We start from the raw sequence: 3,499 nt of genomic DNA on the forward strand, positions 1-3,499 counted from the left end.
CGCCGACGGCTGGGCGCCGCCGCGCCTGCCCCTCCGCCCCGCTCTGACGACCGATGCCGAGGAGGTCGCGCAACCGCCCCTCTTGACCTGCCAATCGATCATGTGATTGAACCCGGACTGCCCGTCGTCTGAGCACAAGCGGCAAGCCCAGCAACCACACCAGCGGCCACGAGGCGTAGGTGAGTGCGAGCATTGGCTTCGATCTACTGGTCTGATTCCCGGTCACGAGCGGCGCCTGGTAAGCGAGCGAGCGCGCAAACGGCATGGTCTGCGGTTCGGTCATCCACTCGTTCGGAACCCCCTCAGCGACCGGCCCGTTTTGCCGAACGACGATCGCCAGACTTCGCTTGCGAACCAGCGCTGGCGGAAGGGCTCGGAGGTGCCAGTGCAGAATCACCCGGATGGCTTCCGCCGGCGGTGGTTGAACCACTGCTCCTGCGGCATTCACGGGAATGGACTCGATCGACGCGGGTCTTGTCGCCGGACGACCGGCGACAGCTGCGGCCATCTGCTCGATGCTCTCAAGCGAGGGGCGACCGACACCGCTGTCTTCAGAGTTGCGCGTGCGGAGCGTCCAGCGGTCTCCGGGAACGTCCCAGGTCAGTCGGGCTGAACGATCTGCTGAGGTCGCCTCGACGACATGCTCCAACTCCTCACGTGGCGTGAAGAGGCCGAACATCCGACCGGCGCTCCGGTCGACGTGCCGCTCGACGACTTTCAATACGACGGGATTGCCGTAAGGAACCTCATTCGAGCGAACGCGTGTCGTCGGCAAGAACTCGGTGAATGCAGTGACGAGAATCGGCGTTGCCACCACTGCGATGCCGAGCGTCCAGACGACCGCGCGCAGCACCGGCGGGGCGTTTTGCCAGCGGCGGAACTTCGACGTCGTCAGGCCGACTTCGTTCAGGTTCGCAGCGCACTCCGGGCAGGTCTCGCCCGGAAGGCCGAAGACGCTGTAGCCGCATCGGCCGCACGCCAGATCCTCCTCGTTCGCCTCAGCCTCGACGGGCGACAGCCGACGCCTGCGATTGCCGTACCAGGCGAGCACGACCAGCAACACGCCCGTCGCCACGAACGCGGACCAGAACCAGACGGGTGATTCCACCGGGCTGTTGTACCACGACCGCTACAGTCGCCGTCCCTCATGGATGACGCCCTTGTTGCAAACGACGCGATTCAGCTGAGCATCGTCGTGCCGGCGCTCAACGAAGTCGACAACGTCGGGCCGCTCGTCGACGAGGTCGAGGCAGCCATGAACGGTCGAATCGAGCGATTCGAGCTGATCGTCGTCGACGACGGCAGCGACGACGGAACCGACGCGAAGCTAACCGAACTCGCAGGCGATCGGCCGTGGCTCCGCGTCTTGCGACGCGAACAACGCCAGGGCCAGAGCAGTGCCATGGCCGCGGGCATCTTTGCGGCGCGTGGCGAGGCGGTGGCTTTTCTCGACGCCGACCTGCAGAACGACCCGGCCGAGCTGCCGGACATGTTCGATCGCCTCCATCGCGAGAACGTCGATCTCGTCCAGGGCGATCGCTCGCGAAACCGGCGCGACAGCTTCATGAAGCGACGCGCCAGCGTTGTCGGGCGAACGTTCCGACGCGTGTTCCTCGGCGACACAGTCCGCGACACCGGCTGCAGTGCTCGCGTCCTGCGAGCCAGCTACGCGAAGCGGTTGCCGTTGGAGTTCAAGGGCATGCACCGCTTTATCCCGGCGTTCTCGTCGATGTTGGGAGCGAACGTCGTCGAGCACGAGGTCGTCCACCGCTCGCGAGCGGCGGGCGTGACGAAGTACGGCGTTGGCGTTTTCAGCCGAGGCGCGGCAGGATTCATGGATCTGCTGGCAGTGCGATGGATGGGCAAGCGACTTCGGCCGACCGAGACGCGGGAACTGACTGCCTCGAATTGAAGCTCGCGGGCGTGTCACTACGTTGGGGCCGATGCCCGACCGCCCGAACATTCTGTTCGTCCTCTCCGACGACCACGCAGCCCACGCGATTTCCGCCTACAACGCGGCCGGTTTCGGGCCGAAGCTGCTCGACACGCCGAACCTCGATCGCCTGGCGGACGTGGGTGTGCGAGCGGACAATTGCTTTTGTACGAATGCAATCTGCACGCCGAGCCGCGGCAGCATTCTGACCGGTCAGCACACGCACGTTTGCGGCGTTCGCACGCTCCACGACTCGCTCGACAACACGCGCGACTGCCAGATCCAAAAGCTCCTCAAAACGGCGGGCTACCGGACGAGCATCTTCGGCAAATGGCACCTCGGCCACGGCCCGGAAAGCGATCCCAAAGGGTTCGACGACTGGGCCGTGCTACCAGGGCAAGGGCTCTACCACGATCCGACGTTCTACGTCGGCGACGCGGACGGCCGAAAGGGGGAGCTTCACACGGATGGGTACTGCACCGACCTGACCACGGACATGGGCCTGAGCTGGCTCAAGCGGCATCACGCCGACTACCCGGACCAGCCGTTCTTCTGCTGCGTCCACCAGAAAGCCCCGCATCGCCCGTGGCAGCCCGGCCCGGAAGAGGCGGACCTGCTCGAAGGCGTCGAATTGCCCGAACCGTCGACGCTCTGGGATGATTACGCGGGTAGGCCTGCGGCGGCTGCGGCGCGGATGCGTGTCGACCAGGACCTGCTCCCCAAAGACGTCAAAGCGCATCCGCCAGCGGGACTGTCAACAAAGGAGCGAAAGCTCTGGTACTACGACCGCTACCTCAAGGACTATCTCCGCTGCTGTGCCGGCGTGGACAAGAGCGTCGGCCAACTCACCAGCTACCTCGAGTCGATCGGCCAGCTCGACAACACGATCGTCGTCTACACCAGCGACCAGGGCTTCTTCCTCGGCGATCACGGGTGGTACGACAAGCGGTTCATCTACGAGCACGCGCTCCGCATGCCGCTGCTCATGCGGGGCCCCGGCATCAAGAAGCAGGGCGTTTTGTCGATGGTCACCAACGTCGACTTCGCACCGACGCTCCTCGACCTGTGCGGCCTCGAAGCACATCCGGACATGCAGGGCAGCAGTTTCGCGTCGATCCTCAAGGGCGACGATGAGCCGGCCGACTGGCAGGACGCGGTTTACTACCGCTATTGGATGGACAGCGATCACACGCACCACACCACCGCCCACTACGGCCTGCGGACCAAAACGCACAAGCTGTGCTACTTCTACGCCGACCCACTCGACGCATCGGGCAGCGGCCACGTCAACACGGGCGTCGAGCCGTATTGGGAGCTCTTCGACCTGACGGCCGATCCGGACGAGATGAGCAACATCTACGGACAACCGGGAACGGACGAGCTGACGAAGCGGCTTAAGACACGTCTGCGTCAGCTCCAGGACCAATTCGCGGACGAGCCGGTCGACGAGGTGGCTTGAGCAGCTTGATCGCGTTTTCGAGGATTGATATCAATCCTGACTCGAGTGGTGCGTCTGGTAGCGAGCCCCGAGCGTGAGCGAGCGGGTCTGTAAGCGTCCAGACCCGC

At 64.7% G+C, this 3,499-nt stretch carries 3 protein-coding genes; 2 read left to right on the forward strand and 1 reads right to left on the reverse strand.

Translation table 11 applies throughout. The annotated features are described in order from the left end of the window. Nucleotides 1-853 (reverse strand): hypothetical protein (locus tag AAGI46_16355; GenBank protein ID MEM1013779.1); only part of this gene is annotated, 853 nt, incomplete at its 3' end. A 294-nt stretch (nucleotides 854-1,147) separates the two neighbouring features. Between AAGI46_16355 and AAGI46_16360 the strand changes: the two genes are divergently transcribed. Then, a complete protein-coding gene (locus tag AAGI46_16360; protein ID MEM1013780.1) occupies nucleotides 1,148-1,912 on the forward strand; it encodes a glycosyltransferase family 2 protein in 765 nt (254 codons plus the stop codon). A 31-nt stretch (nucleotides 1,913-1,943) separates the two neighbouring features. Then, nucleotides 1,944-3,392 (forward strand): sulfatase, encoded by a 1,449-nt coding sequence (locus AAGI46_16365; GenBank protein MEM1013781.1) that lies wholly within the window; start codon nucleotides 1,944-1,946, stop codon nucleotides 3,390-3,392. Nucleotides 3,393-3,499: the final 107 nt, after the last annotated feature.

It is taken from the genome of Planctomycetota bacterium, from assembly GCA_038746835.1.
Lineage (GTDB): Bacteria > Planctomycetota > Phycisphaerae > Tepidisphaerales > Tepidisphaeraceae > JBCDKH01.

What these genes read in the sequence shown, in the direction of transcription:
- AAGI46_16360 (MEM1013780.1), top strand. Translation starts at nt 1,148, where the DNA reads ATGGATGACGCCCTTGTTGCAAACGACGCGATTCAGCTGAGCATCGTC.
- AAGI46_16365 (MEM1013781.1), top strand. Translation starts at nt 1,944, where the DNA reads ATGCCCGACCGCCCGAACATTCTGTTCGTCCTCTCCGACGACCACGCA.